The 21,428-nt window shown below is 71.9% G+C and carries 15 protein-coding genes; all 15 read right to left on the bottom strand.

The annotated features are described in order from the left end of the window. Positions 1-145: 145 nt before the first annotated feature. A complete protein-coding gene (locus ACQP1K_RS06705) occupies positions 146-988 on the bottom strand; it encodes a 4'-phosphopantetheinyl transferase family protein (protein ID WP_433499999.1) in 843 nt (280 codons plus the stop codon). After that, positions 985-2,670 carry a class I adenylate-forming enzyme family protein gene (locus ACQP1K_RS06700; protein WP_433499998.1) on the bottom strand — a complete coding sequence of 562 codons (1,686 nt, stop codon included), beginning with the start codon at positions 2,668-2,670 and terminating at the stop codon, positions 985-987. Before ACQP1K_RS06700 ends, ACQP1K_RS06705 begins: the two co-directional genes overlap by 4 nt. Before the next feature lie 326 nt (positions 2,671-2,996). Beyond that, on the bottom strand, positions 2,997-5,099 hold the full coding sequence (locus tag ACQP1K_RS06695; protein ID WP_433499997.1) for an AMP-binding protein: 2,103 nt from the start codon (positions 5,097-5,099) through the stop codon (positions 2,997-2,999). A gap of 49 nt (positions 5,100-5,148) precedes the next feature. Beyond that, positions 5,149-6,471 (bottom strand): aspartate aminotransferase family protein, encoded by a 1,323-nt coding sequence (locus tag ACQP1K_RS06690; protein ID WP_433499996.1) that lies wholly within the window; start codon positions 6,469-6,471, stop codon positions 5,149-5,151. 5 nt (positions 6,472-6,476) lie between these two features. Further along, positions 6,477-7,565: an HAD-IIIC family phosphatase gene (locus ACQP1K_RS06685; RefSeq protein ID WP_433499995.1), complete on the bottom strand. Its 1,089-nt coding sequence runs from the start codon at positions 7,563-7,565 to the stop codon at positions 6,477-6,479. After that, the gene (locus ACQP1K_RS06680) at positions 7,562-8,713 is read right to left on the bottom strand and encodes an acyl-CoA dehydrogenase family protein (protein ID WP_433499994.1); all 1,152 of its coding nucleotides are present in this window, start codon (positions 8,711-8,713) and stop codon (positions 7,562-7,564) included. The genes ACQP1K_RS06685 and ACQP1K_RS06680 overlap by 4 nt, the downstream gene beginning before the upstream one ends. A gap of 10 nt (positions 8,714-8,723) precedes the next feature. After that, a complete protein-coding gene (locus tag ACQP1K_RS06675) occupies positions 8,724-8,975 on the bottom strand; it encodes an acyl carrier protein (RefSeq protein ID WP_433499993.1) in 252 nt (83 codons plus the stop codon). Positions 8,976-9,013: 38 nt separating this feature from the next. Next, positions 9,014-9,892, bottom strand: coding sequence for a 3-hydroxyacyl-CoA dehydrogenase family protein (locus ACQP1K_RS06670; RefSeq protein ID WP_433499992.1), 879 nt, complete (start codon positions 9,890-9,892; stop codon positions 9,014-9,016). A gap of 105 nt (positions 9,893-9,997) precedes the next feature. Beyond that, the gene (locus tag ACQP1K_RS06665) at positions 9,998-15,751 is read right to left on the bottom strand and encodes an SDR family NAD(P)-dependent oxidoreductase (RefSeq protein ID WP_433499991.1); all 5,754 of its coding nucleotides are present in this window, start codon (positions 15,749-15,751) and stop codon (positions 9,998-10,000) included. 71 nt (positions 15,752-15,822) lie between these two features. Next, complete coding sequence (locus ACQP1K_RS06660; RefSeq protein WP_433499990.1) at positions 15,823-17,106, bottom strand: MFS transporter; 1,284 nt, start codon at positions 17,104-17,106, stop codon at positions 15,823-15,825. Between the two features lie 3 nt (positions 17,107-17,109). Then, positions 17,110-18,447 carry an ATP-grasp domain-containing protein gene (locus ACQP1K_RS06655; RefSeq protein WP_433499989.1) on the bottom strand — a complete coding sequence of 446 codons (1,338 nt, stop codon included), beginning with the start codon at positions 18,445-18,447 and terminating at the stop codon, positions 17,110-17,112. Between the two features lie 162 nt (positions 18,448-18,609). Beyond that, positions 18,610-19,245, bottom strand: a complete 636-nt coding sequence (locus tag ACQP1K_RS06650) for a mycothiol-dependent nitroreductase Rv2466c family protein (protein WP_433499988.1) — start codon at positions 19,243-19,245, stop codon at positions 18,610-18,612. A 404-nt stretch (positions 19,246-19,649) separates the two neighbouring features. Continuing rightward, positions 19,650-19,871, bottom strand: a complete 222-nt coding sequence (locus ACQP1K_RS06645; protein ID WP_433499987.1) for a MerR family transcriptional regulator — start codon at positions 19,869-19,871, stop codon at positions 19,650-19,652. Beyond that, positions 19,868-20,416, bottom strand: a complete 549-nt coding sequence (locus tag ACQP1K_RS06640) for a hypothetical protein (protein WP_433499986.1) — start codon at positions 20,414-20,416, stop codon at positions 19,868-19,870. Before ACQP1K_RS06640 ends, ACQP1K_RS06645 begins: the two co-directional genes overlap by 4 nt. A gap of 79 nt (positions 20,417-20,495) precedes the next feature. Continuing rightward, complete coding sequence (locus tag ACQP1K_RS06635; RefSeq protein ID WP_433499985.1) at positions 20,496-21,395, bottom strand: hypothetical protein; 900 nt, start codon at positions 21,393-21,395, stop codon at positions 20,496-20,498. Positions 21,396-21,428 lie beyond the last annotated feature (33 nt).

Below are 21,428 nucleotides of genomic sequence, written 5' to 3'. Positions count from 1 at the left end.
CCTGATTTTCGGGACGACTCGGGCGGAGGTGCGGACGCGGATGAGTGAGACCGATCCGCACATCCACGTCGAGCAGAAGGTGCGCGGCCGCGGGTGACGGCGGCCGGCCGCCTCAGCGACTCTCTTCCCCACCTCGGCTCTCGCCTCAGCGGACGCCTTCCGCGCCGAAGGCCGCCATCGCCGGACCCGCGTCGATCTCGACCACCCGGGACGGCGATGCGCCGAGCACGGCCAGCGCACCGGTCGTGCGGCCGAGTTCCATCCCTTCCGGCCCCCGCAGGGTCCACATGGCGACCTCCTCCATCGGCTCGGGGCGCACAGCCCGGCCTCGTCCAACCCGGTCCCCTCCAACCCGGTCCCCTCCAGCCCAGTCGAGCAGCCGCGGCCGATCGGCCGGGCCGGACACGGTCAGCGCCCGCATGGGCACCCGCAGCCCGTCTCCGGTGGCCTTGAGCACCGCCTCCTTCCTGGTCCAGTACGTCACGAGCGCGGCCGGACGCTCCCGCTCCGGCAGCCGGCCGTACACCTCCGCCTCCTCCGGCCCGAGGATCTTTCCGGCCAGCAGGTCGCAGTCGACGAGGCGGGCCCCGTCCTCGACGTCCACCCCGACCCGGCCGCCCCAGGCGACGGCGCAGACGACGTACGCGCCCGCGTGCGTCAGGGAGATCTCCGGTGTGCCGCTCCCCGCGATCCGCGGCTTTCCGTGGGGTCCGCCGCAGTCAGGGCAGTCCCGTTCGATCCGTACGGCCGCCGGCGCCACGCCGAGGTGACGGGCCGACGCCACCCGCATCAGCGCACAGCCCACCGCGAACCGGTCGCGTGCCTCCAGTCTGCGCATGGCGCCGTACCGGTCGCGCTCCGCTTCGTTCATGAGTCCGGCCACGAGGTCACGGTGGGTGACGGCGGTGTCCGTCCCGGCCCACCACACCCACACCTGTCCCTCCCGCGCGCCGGGCCGGGCGATGACCGGTGGGGCGGCCGGGTTCACGCCGCGGCGACGCCGGGGAGCACGGCCAGGGCTCCCGGCTCGCTGTTCTCGATGTAGTCGGACAGCGAGCCGTACTTCTCCCTGAGCCGGCGCTTGAGCACCTTGCCCGTCACGCCGACGGGGAGCGAGTCGGCGACCTCCAGCATCGTGAGGCGCGGATATCCGGCCCGCCGCAGCACCTCGTTCGCCTGCCTGAGCAGCTTCAGCGGGTCGACGCCCCTGGCCTCGGAGGTGATGACGGCGACGGCCACGGTCTCGCCGTCGAGGTCGCCGGCGACGACCGCGCAGTCGAGGACTTCCGGTACGTCGCTGAGGATGGCCTCCTCCATGAGCACCGAGTAGCCGGGGCCGTGCGCCGTCTCGATGGTGTCCTGCGCCCGGTCGACGTGGAAGTAGTTGTCCTCCTCGTCCCGATAGACCACATCGCCTGTCAGCCAGTAGCCGCCGAGCCTGCTCCGATACGTGGTGTCGGAGTCGTTCCAGTAGCCCGCCGTGATCGCCGGCCCCCGGGCGCCGAGCAGTCCGATCTCGTGCGTGTCGGCCAGGCTGCCGTCCTTGCGCAGTACGGCGACCAGGGAGACCCCGACCGGCTTGCCGACGCAGCGGTCGTGCCGCTCGGACCGCAGCGTCCGCACCTTCAGCAGGACGGCCCAGCCCAGCTCCGTGGTGCCGAGCCGGTCCAGGAAGGAGGACGGCGGCAGCTCGGGGCTGCGCCGGGCGAGGAGCTTCATCATGTGCGCCTCGTGGACGGCGTCGGCGGTGGTGACCCACTGACCGACCGAGTCGAGCGTGCCCGGGGGGAGGTCGAGCGCGGCCAGGTCGGCGCAGGCGTGGCCGAAGGCCATGACCGCGGTCGGCTGATACTCGCGGATGGCGGCCACCATCTCCGCACCGGTCGGGTCGTACAGCGGCACGATCGGGGTGCCGGCGAAGATGGCGTACGTCATGTAGTGGATGCAGCCCAGGTGCGACTGGGGCATCGCCGCGAGCATCACGGCACCCGGGGTGACCAGGGTCGGGTCCTCCTGAGTGAGCCGGAACCTCGGTCCGGCCGTGCTCGACCTGTGCGTCTGGACGACCGGCTTGGGCCGGCCCGTCGTGCCCGACGAGTGCAGGATCGAGACCGGGTCCTCGGGCGCGTGACGGTAGCGTCCCTCCTGCGTCAGCACGGCGGCCGGGGGCGCCGGCAGTTCCTCCTCCAGCTGGATCCAGCGCAGGCTGGGCAGCCGCTCGATCTCGTCGCCGAGCTCACGCAGGTGCGCGCGGTCGGTGTAGAGGCCGACCGGGCTCGTCTGGTCGATCAGGGAGGCGGCGATCTCCCGCGGGGAGTTGCTGTTGACGAGTACGGCGACGGCGCCGATCTGGGCCAGCGCGTAGTAGTGCACCGAGTAGGCGAAGAAGTCCTTCATGTAGATCGCGACCCGGTCGCGCGGGACCACGCCCCGGTTGAGGTACCACACCGACCAGCTCTGCGCCAGATGGTCGAGGTCCAGCAGGCTGAAGTCGCTCCGCGGCAGACCGTCGGTGCCGGTCAGCGGTCTGCCCGAGTGGATGAAGGGCACGTCCGGGTGCGGGTTCGCCTCGATCGCCGACGTGAGCAGGTTCCCGCCGCCGACGTTCGGCTTCTCCGCGAACCTGCGGCGCTGCTCCATCGTCAACAGGGCCTTCTCTGACAACGACATGGTTCTCACCTTCCCGTGGTCGGGTGACCTCTTTGGTGGGGGTAATCAGGGGTGCGTGGCCGGCCGGGACACGGCGCGGCCCCGGAGCCCGGTGATGCGAAGGCTCCGGGGCCGCGACGCGCGAAGGTGTCCGGAGGGCGAAGGCGTTCGGATGGGCACAGGTGTTCAGATGGGCACAGGTGTCCGGAGGGCAGAGGTGTCCGGATGGGCACAGGTGTTCAGATGGGCGAGTGCGCGACGGGCGCCGATTTCCCGGTGAGGACGATGCCCGGGCGGGCAGGCGGATGCCCGGTGGGCGCGGATGCCCGGGTGGGGACGGGCGCCGGTCAGCCGGTCGGCGATCCCGCCTCCGCCTTCGTCAGGGAGGTGACCCGGTCGCGGAGTGCGCCGCGGTCGAGCTTGCCGACGCCGATCAGCGGCAGCTCGTCGATGATCTCCAGCCGTTCCGGCAGCTTGTAGCGGGCCAGCCCGCACGACTCCAGATGCCGCCGGACGTCGCGGAGGCCGGGCGGGGTGTCCCCCGACGGCACGGCGAACAGGCAGACGATCTCACCGTAGACCGGGTGCGGCATGGGCGCGACGCCGGCGGCGGCCACCCCCGGCATCTGCCGCACCAGCTCCTCCAGCTCCTCGGCGCAGATCTTCTCCCCACCCCGGTTGATCAGGTTCTTGATCCGTCCGGCGATCTCGAGGTTGCCGTCCGGTCGCCGCCGGACCAGGTCTCCCGTGCGGTAGAAGCCGTCCCGGGTGAAGGCCCGCGCGGTGGCCTCGTCGTCGCGGTAGTAGCCGGCGACGGTGGAGGGCCCACGGGTGAGGAGCTGCCCGACCTCGCCCTCGGGGACCGGCCGCTCGTCCTCGTCGACGATCATGATCTCGTCGCCGGGCGATGCCGGACGCCCCTGGGTGGCGAGGGCGATCTCGTCCGGGTCGTCGAGCCGGGTGAAGTTGGCCAGCCCCTCGCTCATGCCGTACACCTGCTGGATCGCACAGGGCAGCGCCCGGCCAGCCACACAGGGCAGCGCCCGGCGCGCCCGGCCGGCCAGCGCCGGGTCCAGCCGGGCGCCGCCGACCTGCAGGACCCGCAGGCTGGACAGGTCGTAGCGCTCGGTGCCGAGCACGCCGAGCCACTGGGTGACGAGCCCGGGAACGGCGGCGACGTGCGTCACACGCTCCCGCCGGATCAGGTCCAGCACCCGCCGCGGGTCCTCCGCGCTGCCCAGCACGACCGTGCCGCCCGCGGCCAGCGTCCCCATGACGCCCGGGTAGGCGAGGACGAAGGTGTGGGTGGCCGGCATCACCGCGAGGTAGACGGTGTCCGCGGAGATCCCGGCGACGGCGGAGGTGGACCTGACGACGTAGCCGTAGTCCTCGTGGGTGCGGACGATCACCTTGGACGGCCCGGTCGTGCCGCTGGACAGCAGCATCAGCGCGGCGCCGGCGGGATCGGCTCCCCCGCCCGCCTCCGCTCCCCCCGCTGTTTCCGCTCCCCCGGCCGTCCCGGCACCGTCCCCGCTCGCGGCCCCGTCCCCGGCCTCGGCGCCTACGGTCTCGCAGAGCCGTGCCAGATCGGTGACGTCCGGCCCGTCCTCATCCGGCCCCTTCTCATCCGGCCCGGCCTCGCCGTTCCCGCCGGCCACGAGGATCCTGGTGAGGTACGGATGCCGGTCCCGCAGCTCCCGGATCATGGCGAGGTGGTCGGAGCGGCGGGTTCTGCCGGGCACCGCGACCGCCTGGGGACGGGTCAGCCGCAGGATCCGGTCCAGCTCGTACTCCCGCAGCGTGGCACCCGTCAGGACCGGCGGGGCGCCGATCCGCATGAGCGCCAGCATGAGGACGACGTACTCGATCGAGTTGGGCAGCTGGACCACGACGGGGTCGCCGGGACGGACGCCCATCCTCCTCAGCCGACCGGCCACCCGGTCGACCGTGGCGGCCAGCTCGCCGTAGGTGACCCGGCGCTCCCCGGCGACGAGCGCGCACGCGCCGGGACGGCCGCGCGCGTGCCGCAGCAGAACGGCGTCGAGCGTCTCTGATCGCCACCATCCCGCCTCGCGATATCGCCGCGCGCGGTCGTCCGGCACGCGGGGGAACCCGGACGGCGGGCCGGACTCCTTCGTCCGATCCGCCGGGGTCCCCTGTTCCGCGTCGGTTCCCTGTCCTGCCGGGGTCTCCTGTCCTGCCGAGATCCCCTGCTCGGCGGGGCTCCCTCGGTCCGGCGGGGTGATGAGCGCCGCCAGCTCGCCCAGTGAATAGTCCGTGGCGTCCCAAAGATCGATCTTGAGCCCGAACCGGTGCGCCAGTTCCAGTTCCAGCTCGCTCGTCTCGACCGAGTCGAGCGCGAGGTCCGCGCGCAACCTGACCTCCGCCGCGATCTCGGCGGTCGTCACGCCCACCTCGCGCAGCACCTCGCCGATGGCCTCGATGCTCATGTCAGTCCACTCATTCCGCTCCTGCTCGGACACTCGCCACGTGAACTCCCTAGAGCCGGGACAGCGACTCCTCGATCGTGCCGACGACCCGGTCGAGCACGTCGGGGGTGTGCGTCACGCTGAGGAACCACGGCTCCAGCGGGTTCGGATGGAAGTACAGCCCGGCCCGCTGGCACAGGTCCTGGAGGCGGCGGTGCGCGGCGAAGTCGATCAAGGGCACGCCCGCGTCGTAGGCGGGCACACCGTCCTGCCGCTCGGTCAGGAGTGCCACCGAGATCACCGAACCGGCGCGTACGACACGGGCATGCCGGCCGGCAGCGACGAACGTCTTGGTCAGCCGCTGCTCCAGCTCACCGCCGATCAGGTCGAGGGTCTCGTAGACCGAGGGATCGTCGCGCAGCTTGCCGAGCATGGCCACAACGGCGGCGACCGCCGCGTGGTTGCCCGAGAACACCCCGGCGTGGAACGCCTCGTTGCGGGCGAGCGGCGCCATGATCTCCTTGCCGCCGCCGAAGGCGGCGACCGGGAAGCCGCCGCCGACGACCTTGGAGAGGATCGTCAGGTCCGGCCGTACACCGAGCAGTTCCTGGGCGCCGCCCAGCGCCACCCGGCAGCCGGTGATGACCTCGTCGAAGACCAGCAGCGCGCCGTTCGATGCGGACAGCTCGGCGATGCGCTCCAGGAATCCGGGCAGCGGGTGGACCACCCCCGCGTTGCCGCAGATCGGTTCGAGGATCACGGCGGCGATCTCGCCGCCGCGCTCGGCGAACAGCCGCTCCAGGGCCTCGGTGTCGTTCCACGGCAGCTGGAGCGTGTACGAGAGCGCCGAGGGGATCATGCCGGGCGCCCCGGGGACGGCGCCGTGCGGGTCCGCACCGCCGCCGGTGATGGCCGCCTTGCGCAGGACGGTCTCGCTCCACCCGTGGTAGTGCCCCTCGAAGGTGACCACCAGATCGCGGCCGGTGGTGAACCGGGCCAGCCGCAGCGCCGAGGTGATCGCCTCGGTCCCGGAGTTGGCGAACCTGACCTGCTCGATCGACGGGAAGGTCGCGGCGATCAGCTCGCCCGCCTCGTGGTCGAGACGGTGCGGGATGCCGGTGATGGCGCCGAGCCTGAGCCGCTGGGCGACCACGCCGAGGACATCCGGATCGGCGTAGCCGAACAGGTGCGGGCCGTACCCCATGTTCACGTCGATGAGCTCGTTGCCCTCGACGTCCCAGATCCGGCAGCCCGCCGACCGGTCCAGCACGAGGGGGGTCTGGATGCCGAGGTTGCGCATGTTGCTGCTGCCGCCGCCGGCGACGACCGCGCGGGTCGCGTCGAGCAGCGACTCGCTGGTGACTCGTGTGAGCTCGGCTGATGTCTGAACCATTCGGATCAACTCCTCCGGGTGTGCTGCCGCGCGTGGTACGCGGGAGCGGTGACCGTCACGTAGGGCGGATCGCTGGGGATGCCGGACAGATCGGCCTCGAACACGACGAGGTCGTCGCGGCGTTCGGCCTCGGAGAACCGGTTGAACCGGTAGGTGACGAGCATCGCCCGGTTCCTACCGGTCTGGACGAACTCGGCCAGCAGCCGTACGCGTGCCGCGCGCGCCAGCCGCTTGATGTGGTTGATCATGATCGTGCCGACACCGCGCGACATCACCCGGCACGACATGAGCAGCAGCTTGATGGTCCACGTCTCTTCGGCCTTCTCCACCAGCGCGAGGCCGATGGTGCCGTAGGGGCCGTAGCGGTCCTCGAGCGCCGCGGTGAGCAGCAGGTGCCGGTCCGACGTGCGGAAGGCGTCGAGCTCCTCGTAGGAGTAGGTGTAGCCGGTCGTGTTGAGCTGGTTGGTGCGCAGCGTCAGCTCCTCGGCCCGCCGGAGGTCGTCCTCCGTGGCCTCGGTGATGGCGAAACGCATGTTCAGGCTCTCGAGGAACGCCTCCTGCGCCCCGGTGAAATCGGCCTCGGCGGTCTTGCGCTCCCGATCCGCCCGGTACATCAGGCGTCTGTTCCGGGAGTCATCGGTCACGAAGTCCGGGGTGAACTCGGCCCGCTCGGTGAGCGTCGCGATCTCCGTGGCGTCGAGGCAGCGGACCTCGGGCAGGGCGAACGCCACCTCCTCGCGTTCGAAGGGCTGGTCGTCCACGAAGGCCAGCGCGTCGATGCCGATGTTGAGGTCCTCGGCGATCGCCTTCAGGGACACCGACTTGGCGTTCCAGCCGATCCGCGGACAGAGGAAGTAGTCCTCCAGGCCGAACTCGCGGAGCTTGGCCAGCGCGGCCTCCGGGTCGTTCCGGCTGGCGATCGAGTGGACGATGCCGCGCCGGTCCAGCTCCCGGATGGCGGCCACGGCCTCGGGAACCGGCCTGACCTCGTCGTTCTCCAGCAGGATTCCCTGCCACAGGGTGTTGTCGAGATCCCAGACCAGGCATTTCACGGTCTTGCGCCTGGCGGCGGATCCGCCGTTGCCCACAGTCATCCCTCCTCGCAGGGGATCAGCCGGGCGATCATCGTCTGCTGGATCTGACTGCTGCCCTCGATGATCTCCATGACCTTGGCGTCCCGGAACAGCCGCTGGGGCGCCCCGCTCGGATCGCATCCGTACGCACCGTGGATCTGCACGGTGTCGGTGGCGGCGCGGAAGGCCCCGGTGGAGGCGAAGTACTTCGCCATCCACACCGCCGCGACCGCGTCGGGGCGGCCCGCGGCCACGAGCTCACCGGCCTGCAGGCACAGCAGCCGGGCGGCCGAGACCGTGGTGGCCATGTCGGTGAGCAGCCGCTGGACCAGCTGGTGGTCGGCGATCGGCGCGCCGAACTGCCTGCGTTCCCTGGCGTGGCCGAGTGAGGTCTCCAGGCACGCCTGCGCCAGGCCGACGGAACCCCACGCGACGCTGTAGCGTCCGACGTCCAGCGCGTCGCTCGCCACCGGGGCGAGCCCGAATCCGGGCCGGCCCAGCAGCGCCGACCGGGGGACACGGCAGTCTTCGAAGCGCAGTTCGGCCAGCATCGACGCCCGGGTGCCGAGCATGCCGTCGATCGGCACCACGGTCAGCCCGGGCGTGTCCCGTTCGACGACGAAGGCGCTGAACCGCCCCTCGAATCCGGCGAACACCAGGAAGACGTCGGCCGCCTGGGCGTAGGTGATCCATTTCTTGGTGCCGTCCAGCACGTAGTGGTCGCCGTCGGGCCGCGCCGTCGTGGCGATCAGCGTGACGTCGCTGCCCGCACCGGGCTCGCTGAGCCCGAACGCGCCGACCCACTCTCCAGCGGCGAGCCTGGGCAGCCAGCGCGCACGCTGCTCCGCGTTCCCCCAGCGTGCGACGGAACGGCACACCATGCTGTGCACGGTCAGCACGCTGCGCACGGATGAGCAGCCCAGCCCGATCGCCTCGTTGAGCAGGCCGAACTCGACCAGGCCGAGCCGGCTGCCGCCGTACTCCTCGGGAACGAGCGCCCCGAGATGCCCCGCCCGCGCCATCGCGGTGATCACATCGCGGGGCAGCCGTCCCGCGCGGTCCCATTCCCCGGCGAACGGTGCGATCTCGGTCTCGGTGAACCTCCGATACTCGCTCAGCGTCTTGGTCCGCACCTCGCCCAGCGAGTGCACGCCGGCGATCGTCGCCATGCCCGGCCTCCTAGGTTCCGGCCGGTACGACGGTCTTCGCGGTGACGAACCGCGCGATCGCCTCGATGGACCGGAAGTTGTCGAACTCCAGGTCCTCGTCGGCCACGACCAGCGAGAACTCGCGCTCCACCATGGCGATGAGCTGCATCACGAACAGGGAGTTCGCGTAGCCGGAGGCGAAGACGTCCTCCTCGTCCGCGAAGTCGTGCTCCTTGAAGTATCCGCGCAGGAATTGCCTGACCTTCGCCTTGATCTCGTCCATGCGTTCACCCTTCTACCGGTCATCGCCGCCGGTGATCCCTACTCGTAGGTGTGGAAGCCGCGACCGCTCTTACGGCCGAGCAGGCCCGCGTCGACGAGCTGCTTCAGCAGCGGGCACGGGCGGTACTTGCTGTCGCCGAAGCTCCGGTAGAGGCCTTCGACGGACAGCAGGATCGTGTCGAGGCCGATGAGGTCCGCGGTCTCGAGCGGACCCATCGCGTGCCCGAAGCAGCCCTTGAAGAGCCGGTCGACCTCGCTCGCCTCGGCCACCCTCTCGTGGACCAGGTAGGCGGCCTCGTTGACGGTCAGCATCAGCACCCGGTTGGAGACGAACCCCGGGGAGTCCGCGACCACGACCCCCTCCTTGCCGATCGCCGCCAGGACGGCGAGCATGGTCCGCACGGTCTCGTCGGAAGTGTGGAATCCCCTGATCACCTCCACCATCGGCTTGAGCGAGACCGGGTTCATGAAGTGCGCGCCGATGACCCGGTCGGGCCGCCCGGTGACGCCGCCCACCCGGGTGATCGGGATCACCGAGGTGTTCACGGCGAAGACCACGTGGGGCTTGCAGACGGCGTCGAGTCCCTCGAACACCGGCCGTTTGACGTCCCAGTCCTCGGTGACGTTCTCCACGACGAAGTCCGCGTCGGCGACGTCGGCGAGATCGGTGGTGAAGCGGATGCGGCCGAGGACCTCGGCCCGGTCCACGGTCGGCGGGGCGGCCAGCCCCGTACGCGCGCCCAGCATCCGCTGGAAGCGGAGGCTGCGCAGGATCGTCTGGCGCGCCCGTTCCAGTGCGTCGTCGGTGACGTCCACCAGGACGACCTCGAATCCGGCCTGGGCGAACACCTGGGCGACCTCGCTGCCCATCACGCCCGCGCCGATCACGCCGATGGTCCTAACTCCGATGTCCGGCATGGTTGTCCTCTCTGGATCAGGTCTGAATCAGGTCTGGATCAGGTCCGGATCAGATCGCCGTTGATCAGGTGACCGTTGAACACGCCGCCGTCGGACAGGCGGCCGTCAGGCCGCCTCGGTCGCGCCGCCCGCCGCGCGTACGGCGTCCGCCAGATCGGCGAGGGTCCGCGCATCAAAGATCGTTCCGATGGGCAGGTCCACCGCGAACGCCTCGCGCAGCCGCGGCACCAGCTGGAGCCCGAGCAGGGAGTGGCCGCCGAGATCGGTGAAGGCGTCGTGGACGCCGACCTTCTCCACGCCCAGCAGGTCCTGCCACACGGCGGCGAGCCGCTCCTCGACGGTGTCCCTCGGCGCCTCGTAGGGGGTGAGCAGGTCGGGCCGCGGGTGCAGGGAGGCTCCCCCGGTCCCGGTGTCCTCCCCCGCCGCCGTGGCGTCGGCAGCGGTCGTACGGGTCAGCGCCACCTGCTCGAACACGCTCGCCAGGTCACGGGTGCTGACCAGCACCTGGGGCGTCAGCCCAGCGGCCACGATCCGGCCGAACACCTCGGCTCCTTCCCCGGGGGACATGCCGTGGTCGAGGGCCGTACGGAGGAAGCCGGCCGGCGGCCCGCCCCCCGTCGCACCGTCCGCCCGTACGTCGTCGAGGCCCGCCGGCAGGTCGTACAGCTCCACCCGCCCGGGGGTCGCCGCCTGCGCCACGGTGAGCCGCTCCTCCAGGTCGTGGACCCGCTTCAGGACGAAGCGCTCGGCGTGGAGCAGTTCGCGGCCCGCCAGGTCGGTGATCGTGACGTCGGAGGTCACGGTCTCCTTGCCGGCCCGGTCGCCGCCGTCGCGGTAGGACTGGTGGCTGTAGACGACGGACGTGAGCGGGGCGAACATCCGGATCCGGCCGTAGGAGATCGGGATCCTGAACTCCGCCGCGTGGTGCACGCCCACGAAGGCGGTGGCGATGTCCATCAGCGCCGGATGCAGCGGCAGCTCCGCCACCTCGTCCCGGAACCGTTCCGGCAGCTCGAGCAGGGCCAGGAACTCACCGTCCCCGACGTACATCCGCCGGAGGCACCGCGATCGGGCGCCGAAGCCCATCGGGCCGTCGTTCGCCGGTCTGCCGATGTCGCGCAGCCCGGAGCCGTCGATCAGCGCCTCGATGTCGAGGCGGCGCGGACGGGCTCCGATGAGGCGGGCGACCCGGCCGGTCGAGTGCAGCTGCCAGCGTTCTTCCCCGCCGGTGGAGGCGTCGCGGTGCGCGCTGACGACGGCGAACCTCATGCCGCCGTCCTCCTCCGGGCCGCCGCCGTCCCCTTCGAGCACGACGCGCACCTGCCTGCGCCCGTCCTCCGGGATCACGATCGGCGTGTAGAAGGTGACCTCCGACAGCTCGACGCCCTCGTCGCCCGGGTCGATGGGGCCCTGCCCCCGGGCGAGCCGGGTCTCGGCGAACGCCGCCCGGACCAGCTCCAGGTGCCCGACCCCGGGGACGACCGGCCGGCCGAGCATGCGGTGCTCGTCCACCAGCCAGGACTCCCGGGCGTCGAAGTGCGCGACGTAGCCGAAGCAGCCGCCGTCCGCGCTCGCCAGCCGCCGCTCGATGAACGGATGGCGGACCGGGGTCTCCCTGGGCCGGTCGCCGTCGCCGATGGTCCTGGCGGCCATGCCCACCCCCTGCCAGGCGTCCCAGTTGATCGAGACGACCGCGGGGCCGTCCGCTTCGTCGTCGTGGTGGGCCAGCGCGTCCAGGAAGGCGTTGGCCGCCGCGTAGTCGACCTGGCCGACGCCGCCGCTCACCGCTATGCCGGACGAGCAGTGCATCACGAAGTCGAGCGGGAGCGCGGCGCAGGCCCGGCGCAGGGCCAGCGCGCCGCGCACCTTGGGCGCCAGGACGGCCTCGGCCGCCCCGGCCTCCTTCAGCTGGATGAGCCCGCCGCCGGGGACCCCGGCCGCGTGTACGACGCCGTGCAGCGTGCCGAACCGCTCGACCGCCTGCCGTACGACCGCGCCCAGCCGGTCGGGGTCGGTGACGTCGGCCGCCGCCGCCATGACCGTGCCGCCGGCCTCCTCCAGTCGCAGCACGGCCCTGATCCGGTCGGCGACCGCGTCGCCCTCGGGCCGGTCCGCCCAGCGGTCCCACTCCTGCCGGGGCGGCAGGGCGGCCCGGCCCACGAGCACCAGGTTCGCCCGCACGTGGCGGGCCAGGTATCCGGCCAGGGACAGGCCGACCCCGCCCAGCCCACCCGTGATCAGGTAGGTGCCTCCGGCGCGGAAGTGCCGGGGCTCGGCCGGGTGATCGAGCCGGACCGGATGGAACTCCTGCCTCAGGTGCAGTCGTCCCCTGATCGCCACGACCTCGGCGCCGGTGTCCGCCGCCACGGGCCGGTCCAGCTCGGCCAGGAGCCGCGCGGCGATCGCGGGCGCCGGGCGGCCGATGTCGATGCTCCGGCAGGTCAGCGCGGGATTCTCCAGCGGCCACACCCGGCACGGCCCGAGCGCCAGGGCCTTCGCCGGCTGCGACACGTCGCCGTCGGCGATCGCGTGCATCTCGCTGGAGACCACCGCGACGTCGACGCCGTCGGCGAGGGTCTCCCTGCCGATCGCCCGGGCGAGCGCGAGCAGGCTGGTGAAACCGTCCCGGGTGACCTCGTCGACCACGGCGGGGTCCGTCGGGTCGGCGGGCCGCTCGGTGACCAGCCACAGGTGGACGATCCTGGTCGGCGGGCCGCCGCCGGCCCTGACCCGCCGGAGCAGCTCGACGTAGTCGTCGTCGGCGCCGGGGTCGATGCGGTACGACCGTTCGCCGGTCGCGGCGAACCCGGCGCCGCGCCGCACCGTGATCACGTCGTCGCCGCGGCCCGCCAGCTCCAGGCCGAGCCGCTCGGCGACGCCGAGGTCGTCGGCGAAGAGCAGCCAGCGCTCGGGCCCGCCACCGGTGCCGTCACCGTCACCGGCGGCGCGGCGGCCGGGGGAGGCCGGCGGCAGCGACTCCCAGCGCGGGACGTGGAACCAGTCGGCGAGCTCCTGCCGCCCGCCGGCCGATGCGCCGTCGGCGGCCCGGTCGTCCTCCCCCGTCGCGGCCGCGGCCGCGGCGAGGCCGCCGGCCGGCCAGAACCTGCGGCGCTGGAAGGGATAGGTCGGCAGCGGCGCTCTGCGCCGTCCGGGCTGTACGCCGTCCCAGTCGACGTCGACGCCGCACAGCCAGAGCTTGCCCGTCGTGGCCGCGACGGCCGCCACGTCCGAGTCCCGCTCGGCCGCGCCGGGCAGTGAGCCGAGCACCAGCGACCCGGCGTCGGCCGTACGAGGCCTGGCCTGCTGCGCCATCGATCCCAGCGACTGGCCGACCCCCACCTCGAGGAGCAGCCGGCCCGGCTGCTCCCAGAGCCTGCGCACCCCGTCGGAGAACCGGACCGCCTCACACAGGTGGCGTGCGTAGTAGGCGGGGTCGGTCGCGTCGGCGTCGGTGATCCAGTCGCCCGTCACGTTGGACAGGTAGGGCAGTTCTGGGCGGTTGCGTGCGACGCTCCCGACGAGTTCGGTGAAGGCGGCGCGGATCGGCTCCATCATCGTGGAGTGGAACGCGTGGGTGGTGCGCAACGGCCGGGCCGCGACGCCCTCCGCCACGAGCCGCTCACGCAGGGCGGCGATCGACCGATCCGGCCCGGCGATCACGGAGAGGTCGGGCCCGTTGACCGCGGCGAGGGACGTCTCCCCGTCCAGCAGCCCGGTCACGTCCTCCTCCGGCAGCTGCACGGCGAGCATCGCGCCGCCGGGCAGCCCGCCGATCAGCCGTGCCCGTTCCGCCACCAGCGACAGCGCGTCCTCCAGCGAGAACACCCCCGCCAGCGTGGCGGCGACGTACTCGCCGAGGCTGTAGCCGATCAGCGCGTCCGGGCGGACGCCGCGTGACAGCCACACCTGCGCGAGCGCGTACTCGACGGCGAACATCGCGGGCTGGGCGTGGCGGGTCTCGTCCAGCGCCGACGGGCCGGGCTCCGGTCCCGACCGGCCGAGCAGCGCCCGCAGGCCGGTTCTCTCCGCGCCCCGGTCCCGCCGCTCCGGCGTGAACAGGACCGGCCGCAGGTCGAGGCCGGCGCGCTCCCCGAGGATCTCCAGGCAGTGGTCGAGCCGATCACGGAAGACGGGGTCGGCCTCGTACAGCTCCAGGCCCATGTTCTCGTACTGCTCGCCCAGCCCCGGCAGCAGGAAAGCGACCCGCCGGGCGGTCACGGCCGAGCCGAGCGTGTGGACACGCCGGGGGGTGCGGTCGCGCAGTGTCTCGACCGCGTCGTCACGGCCTCGCACCGCCAGCACCCTGCGGTGGTCGAAGGTGTGCCGGCCGGTCTGCAGGGTCCGGGCGACCGCGGCCATCTCGACGCCGGGATCGGCGGCGAGGTGGTCGGCGAGCCGGTCCGTGGCCGCCTCCAGGGCACGCGGGTCCGCGGCGGACAGCGGCAGTACGTGCCAGGCCGGCGCGGAGCCCGGACGCGCCTCCGGCTCCGGCTCGGCCGCCGAAGAAGCCGCCGAAGAAGCCGCCGAAGAAGCCGGCAGGGCCGGGGGGGCCTGCGGGACCTGCGGGGCCTCTTCCAGCACGAGATGGACGCCGGTGCCGCCCATGCCGAAGGAGCTCACCCCGGCCCGTCGCGGGACGCCGTCCGTGTGCCACGGCGTGAGCCCGGTGGCGACGTGGAACGGCGAGGCGGCGAAGTCGATCCTCGGGTTGGGCTCGGTGAAGTGCAGGCTCGGCGGGATCTCGCGGTTCTCCAGGGTCAGGATCGTCTTGATCAGCCCGGCGATGCCCGCGGCGGCGTGGGTGTGCCCGATGTTGGTCTTGACCGATCCGATCGCGCGGGTGCCGCCCGACCATCCGGCGGCGCGGAACGCCCGGGTCAGCGCGTCGATCTCGATCCTGTCGCCCAGCGGCGTCCCGCTCCCGTGGGTCTCGACATAACCGATGGTGTCCGGATCGACCCCGGAGCGCTCCAGCGCCGCCCGCACGATCCTGGACTGGCCCGCCACGCCGGGCGCGGAGAAGCCGACCCGGTCGGCGCCGTCGTTGCCCGCTGCCGACCCCTTGATGACCGCGCGAATCCGGTCGCCGTCAGCCAGGGCGTCGGCCAGCCGCTTCAGCACGACGAGCCCGGCGCCCTCGCCGATCACGGTGCCCTCCGCGCCGGCGTCGAACGCCCGGCAGTGGCCGTCGGGCGAGTAGATCCCGCCCCGATGGAACCGGTAGCCGGGGAACTGCCCGGAGCGGATCGTCACCCCGCCGGCGAGCGCGAGGTCGCAGGACCCGGCCAGCAGCGACTCGCAGGCCAGGTGCACCGCGACGAGAGCGGTCGAGCAGGCGGTCTGCACCGACACCGACGGGCCGGTGAGATCGAGTTTGAAGGAGATCCTGGTGGCCAGGTAGTCCGCGTCGTTGGACACCCCGGCGAGGAACTGCTCGGACGGCTCGGTGAGCGGGCCGAGCAGTCTCTGGTAGTCGTTCTTGTAGGACCCGGCGAAGACGCCCACCCTCTCCTCGATGCCGCGGGGGTCGCGCCCCCCGTCCTCCAGTGCCTCCCACGCGCACTCGAGCATGATCCGGTGCTGCGGGTCCATCAGGGTCGCTTCCCTGGGATTGATGCCGAACAGCCGGGCGTCGAACATGTCGGAACCGGCCACCACTCCGGCGGCCGGCACATGGTGCGGGTCGTCGATGAGCTCCCGCGGCACTCCGGCCTCGGCCAGTTCTGCGGCCGAGAACACGGTGACCGCCTCGGTGCCCGTACGCAGGAGCCGCCAGAACTCGGCGGGCCCCGCGGCTCCGGGAAAGCGGCAGCCGATGCCGACCACTGCGATTTCTTGTCCGACAAGGGTTTCGGGCATGAGAAGTGGCCCCTCCGGGCAGATGGATGGGTGAGCGTGGGTCGTGACCGCCGGGCCGGCGGCGCCTCCGCTTAGGCGGCGGTCCCGGCGTCGACGGGTTCCGGGCCGCCGGGGTCGTCCGATCCCGCCGGTCGCCCACCGGACCCGCGGGGGTCGCGAATCGCGGTCAGCACGAGCAGGGTGGCGGCCAGCGACACCGCCGCCAGGGGAAGCCAGACGCCGTGACCGAGCCTGACCAGCAGCCAGCCGCCCGCCACCGGGCCGATCGCCGATCCGAGGCCGAAGACGAAATGGAATCCGCCGAGGTAGTGGCTCTTCAGCCGGGCCGGGGCGATGACGGCCGGATAGGCGAAGATCGCCGGGCCTCCGACGATCTCCCCCAGCGACCAGACGAGGGTGCCGATGACGATGACGGCGGGCGTCAGCGGGAGCGCGTACACCGCGATCCCGACGCCCATGAGGGCGAAGCCCAGGCCGATCGTCACCCGGAACGGCCAGTTCTGCGTCAACTTCGTGGTCAGCAGCTCGAAGGCGATGACCACGAAGCCGTTGAGCGACACGGCCACCGTGTACCAGAAGATCTCCAGGCCGGAGGTCTCGACGTCCAGCGGCAGGGTGGACAGATACTGTCCGTAGACGGCGGTGTGCGCCAGGGTCGACACCAGGAACACCACGTACCGCCGATCCCGCAGCACCGCGAGATAGCCGCCGTTCCTCCCGGTCCCGGCGGAGGCCGCCTCCGGGTGCTGCTCGTCGCGGGCGGGCAGCGTGGCCCACGCGACGACCGCGAAGACCAGCGCGATCAGCGCCTCCCCCAGGAACAGCAGGTCGTAGCGCTGCTCGTCCAGGTTGTACAGCCCGAAACCGATCAGCGGCGCGGCCATGGCCCCGAGGTTCAGCCCGAACCGCGACATGGCGAACACCATGACCTGCCGGTCGTCCCGGGTCAGCTGCGACAGCAGTACGGCCGAGGCGGGGCGGAACATCTGCCCCATCAGCCCGGCCGGCGCCACGGCCACCAGCACCATGGCATAGCTGTCGAGGTAGAGCAGGGACGCGATCAGCAGGCTCGACCCCGCCATGCTGACGATCGTGGTGTTCCTCGTGCCCATCCGGGCCGTCAGGGATCCGCCGATGAGGACGCCGACCATCGCGCCGGCGCCGTACGCGCCCAGCGCGAACGCGGCCGCCTCGGCCGAGTGTCCCTTCGAGGTCAGGTACAGGACCAGGAAGATGTTCAGGAAGCCGCTGAGCCGGTTGACGAAGACCCCGGCCAGCAGCGTCTTCACCGCCCGGGGCGACTCCCGCCAGGTGGAGATGATCGTGACCTTCCGCTGCCGCTCTGGGGTGGTCATCTCCTAGGTCTCCTCACGCGCGGGGGCCTGCCGTACGCCGTCGGGAAGCATGCGCACCGTGACGGCGTCCCTGACCCGGCGCTCCAGCGCGTCGAGTTCGGCGAGCGTCGACGCGTCGATGAAGAAGTTCGCCAGCCGGTCCTCCGAGCTGTGCAGCGGCCCCAGCCGCCGGCCCCGCTCCTTCTGCACGAACACGGCGCGCAGCGTGGGCGGATCGTCGTCCGCCCCCGGCGTCAGCTCCGGCCATTGATCGCCCGGGCGGATCCGGTGCGGCACGACCCCGGGCCAGTCGACGGTCACGTCGCCGAGCACCCCGGCCTCGTGCTCCAGATAGACCTCGCGGGCGTGCCGGAGCGGCCGGGGGTAGGCGGCGGCCTCGCCGAGGGCGATGCGGATGATCTCCGGTTCCAGCGGCCGCCCGGTCGCCAGGTGGTAGAGCACGGTGATCCCGTCGCCGGGCGTGCGTGCGGCGACCTCCATCAGCCGGGGCCGCCCCGCGCCGTCCAGCCGCCACTCGGCGTGGGCGATGCCGCCCCGGAAGTCGAGCCGCTCCAGCATCCGGTGGTTGGCGTCCAGCAGGATCTCCCGCTCAGCACCGGGCAGGTCCCCGACCGTGTGCGCCAGCTCGACGAAGGTGTCGGCGTGCGACGCCGTGGTGCGCTTGGCCGTGACGGAGGCGAAGAGCACCTTGCCGTCCTGCACCAGGCTCTCGACCGAGAACTCCGGCCCGGCGACCTTCTCCTCGACGAGGAGCGTCTCGTACTCCGGATAGCCGGCCAGCCGAGCCCGCAGCTCCGCCTCGTCGTGCACCGTCCACACCCCCGAGCTGGAGTGCCGGGTGGCGGGCTTGACCACCGCCGGGAAGACGACATCGCGGGCGTCGAAGCCCGCCCGTGCGCCGGGCGGGATGGTGCACGAGGCGGGGCTGAACTCCGGCAGGTAGAGACGCTGCAGATACTTGCTCCGGCAGGCGCGCGTGGCGCGCAGGCCCGGCGAGGGCAGTCCCAGTACGTCGGCCACCACGCCGGTCGGCTCCACCAGGGTCTCCCCGACGGCGCATACTCCCGCGATGCGGTACTCGCGCCGCCAGTCCTGGACGGCCGCCGCCACCCCGGGGAGGTAGGAGTTCTCCTGTTTGACGTCGCCGTCGGCGAAGGCGAAATCCGCGATCGCCGACGCCGGATTCCCGGGGTCGGCAGCGGCGCGTAGCGCCTCCTCCCGCCAGGCCGAGGGTGTGATCACCAGGATCTTGAGGTTCCGGTGGACCAGTTCGCGCAGGTAACGCGGGGTACGGCTGATGACCAGGAATGACCCGGTGAGGATAAAGGCGTCCGGTTTCATGTTTCTTCCCTCCGGGGACGCGGAGCGGTTGAACAGGAGGAACAGAAGGAGGGGACGTCAGGAGACGACGGCGTCAGAAGGCGCCACCGGCAGGCGGCGCCGGAAGGACGGCGTCGGAAGGCGCCACCGGGAGGTGGCGCCGGTCCCCGGACGGCCGAGACCTCAGTCGAAGTCGAACCCGCCCGTCCTCGAGCGCTTCAGCTCGAAGAACTTCGGATAGGCGGCCAGTTCGCGCGCCGCGTCGAACAGCCGCCCGGCCTGCTCGCCCCTGGGGATGGCGGTCAGGACGGGACCGAAGAACGCGACGCCGTCGATGTGGATCGTCGGCGTGCCGACCTCGGCGCCCACCGGTTCCATGCCGGCGCGGTGGCTCTCGCGCAGCGCCTCGTCGTGGTCGGTGCCGTCAGCGGCCGCGGCGAGCGAGGCCGGCAGGCCCACCTCGGCGAGGGACTCGGCGATGACCACCGCGTAGTCGTCGTTCTTCTTGTTGTGGATCCGCGTCCCCATGGCGGTGTAGAGGTCGCGCAGCACGCCGTCGCCGTGCTCGCGGGCGGCGGCGATCGCGACGCGCACCGGTCCCCAGCCGTTGTCGCAGAACTCCCGGTACCACGCGTCGATCTCCCTGTGCTCGTTGAGCACGGACAGGCTCATCACGCGGAAGCGGAGGTCCATGTCGCGTACGCGCTCGACCTCGAGAATCCATCTCGAGGTGACCCATGCGAACGGGCAGATCGGGTCGAAGTAGAAGTCCACACTCGGCCGTGCGGAAGACCGGTCGGCCGCCTGTGCCAGTGTCATCGTCGAACTCCTGAAACGCTGTCTTCTCTCATCGGACAGCACACCGTATCAACGAGATCTTCGGTAATTCAGGCTAATGGCCGGAAACGTCCACGACGATTAGGAGTGAAGGACGGTCCAGGCCAAAAGAAGGGGATCGGACCGTTTCAGGCACACGGGTGCCACGTGGAAAGCGTGACACCTCTTCCGGTACCGGGTCAACCCTCTCGAGAAAGATTTCCGACATTCTCCGCCGCGCTCCGGGAGCGTCCGGATCGACATGGTCGCAGCCTGATGGCCGTACCGGAGAAGGGCGTCGGCATGCCCCCCCCGGCAGGCCGGAGGAATTCTCCGGAAACGCCGCCGGCCCGTTCGGCGTCGCCTGTGCCGAACGGGCTGCGAATATCTGGCGAAGGAAACGAGAACTATGCGGTCAGCGTATTCTCCACCCGCTTTTCCGGATCCGCCGCCGCGGCGGCGACGTGGAACAGTTCGTCCAGGTCGTATTCGGCGCGTCCCGGGCTGCCGTACCGGCTGAGCTTTCCACGGCTGGCCCATTTCCTGATGGTGGCCTCCGGGACCCCGAGGGCCAGTGCCGCCAGCCGGGTGGGCACCGTACGACGGGCTCTCCGGCGGGAACCGCTCACGCCACCCGCTCCCGCCTCGGCTCACCGGCGGCGGCCTGCTCGATGCGCAGGCTCAGCGAGAGCCACTCGTGCGGCTGCCAGACATGGCCTCCGTCGCACCGCACCTGCCGGCGGCCGTCGGAGAGGGGGGTCGCGTAGACGATCTGCCCGCACTCGGGCCGGTCACACGGGCCGAGGGGCCGCGGCCGTCCGGATCCGCGCTCGATCACGGCGCGCGCCGCCGCGGCGAGCCGACGGACCTCGGCCGCGAAGTCCCGGGCGGCCGGATGACGCGCCAGCCAGGCGAGGTGTCCGTCGAGGAAGGCGGCCAGCACGTCGGCCGACCTCGGGCCGGGCGCCGCGACCCCGCGCTGATGGGCGACCAGGCCACACCAGGAGGACAGGACCCCGATGATGTCGGACCGGGCCTCGACCACGGCCTCGTTGAGGTCGAGGCCCGGCTGCCTGGTGGAGGTGACCCGCCGGGCGATCCCGTCGGGGACGTCGACGAGCCTCAGCGCGCACTCCCGGTGCAGGCCGGGCAGGCTCCGCAGCTCCCCGCGCACCGCCTCCCGGCATTCCGCGCAGAGCCGGAAACCGGCCGCGGGACGACGTGAGCAGTCTGGCGATTCGCACAGCATATGGTCACCTTCCACGCTGATCTTCACAGAGATGATCGATCTCTTTTCCCAGGCCGAGCCGGCGCGCGGCCAGGCCCAGCTCGCAGGCGAGCCGGGCGCTCACCGTCTCCGTGCTGAGGAGTTCGACCAGGATGTGCTCCGCCGGGTGTTTACGCGGGACGGAGTCGCCGCTCAGCAGGCCACCGAGGTCGCCGCTGACGGGCCGGGCACGGGGTTGGAGGTGTCTTCGGCCGGTGGCAGGGGTCTCCAGGCGGGCCAGGTGCTCCCTGACGAAATACCGGTGCGTGCTCTCCCCGATCAGCCGCATGTCGTCGACGTAGATCGCGGCAGCGCCGGCGACCACGGCGGTGGGGAGATCACGTCCGCCGGCGTTCACGAGAATCGCGCCTTTCGAGATCTTCTCGATCCCGGGGTCGGCGCGGGACCGGCCCACGGCGACCAGATTCGCCCCGAAGAGCGCCTCACCGGCGTCGGTGCCCACGGTGAGATCGATCCCGGCCAGGACGAGTTCGTCACGGACCCGCCGGGTCACCGCCGGTCCCGGGGGGCCGTCCACGACGCACACCGCCACATGGCCGACGTCCCGCACGTACTGAATGATCATTTTAAGCAGCACGGCGGCCTCGGACTCCGACCCCAGCACGCAGACCGTGGCCGCGCCGGGCGGCAGGAGCAGCTGCGCGGCCGCGACCGCCAGGCAGGAACCGCGGACGGTCCGCAGCGCACCCGCCGGCAGCAGGAAGCGATCGGCCGACGCCGGGTCCTCGACCTCGATGAACCGGCCGACGTCGGCGAGGCCGGCGACGTCGCCGGCCGCCTCCCCCGTCAGCTCGTCCACGACCACGGTGACCGGATCGAAATCGTCGAGGGCCTGATGCACGTCCTCCCAGCTGATCTGGAGCACCGGACTCATCATGTCCCCTCACGGATCCGGACG

The organism is Sphaerimonospora sp. CA-214678, from assembly GCF_050942215.1.
In the GTDB taxonomy this organism is placed as follows: Bacteria; Actinomycetota; Actinomycetes; order Streptosporangiales; family Streptosporangiaceae; genus Sphaerimonospora.
Note: the sequence above shows the minus strand (reverse complement) of the source record. Positions and strands in the feature narration are given on the sequence as shown.